The 520-nt window shown below is 45.8% G+C and carries 1 protein-coding gene; it reads right to left on the reverse strand.

Translation table 11 applies throughout. The features are described from left to right. A partial coding sequence (locus tag FC20_RS09710; RefSeq protein WP_156402982.1) for a hypothetical protein occupies window positions 1-464 on the reverse strand: 464 nt, incomplete at its 3' end. Window positions 465-520: the final 56 nt, after the last annotated feature.

Genomic DNA, 520 nt, shown 5'->3' on the forward strand with positions numbered 1-520 from the left:
TGCCATAGTGGTTCAAATTCGTCAATCACCGCATTGTAATGCTGGATAATGCCACTAATACCATCAATCGCAATTCGAGTCAGACTATCGGAAATCGAAGCTGCTTCGACGGCATCGACCGCAATTTTTTCAGCAAGTGTGAATTGACCTCCGGATGATTTAAACGACTTAGCCAATTGTTTAATCGCAGATTGCTTCTTTTCCATTAAAGCTGTATCTGATGCCATTTGACGACGAAGGACCTTCGTTCTGCCTTGATGATCAAACTTAAACGACGATAACATGTGCGTATCAATATCCTTGGTGGGTCCATTAGCGGTTGTCTCACTCCACACAGTTGTACCGGTAAACCCGTTAACCCCAACCACTGTTGAAGCCCCACCAGAAAATGGATCGCCCTGATGCCGATAATTGGTCAAAAGATCAGGATGCGCTAATGCCCAAAGCCGTTCCTTGTCCGTCATTACTTTCCATGGATCTGGTGCCGAAAAAACCGTCGCACGCACTTGAAAGTGACTGG

The organism is Lactobacillus equicursoris DSM 19284 = JCM 14600 = CIP 110162 (genome assembly GCF_001434815.1).
Taxonomy (GTDB): Bacteria; Bacillota; Bacilli; order Lactobacillales; family Lactobacillaceae; genus Lactobacillus; species Lactobacillus equicursoris.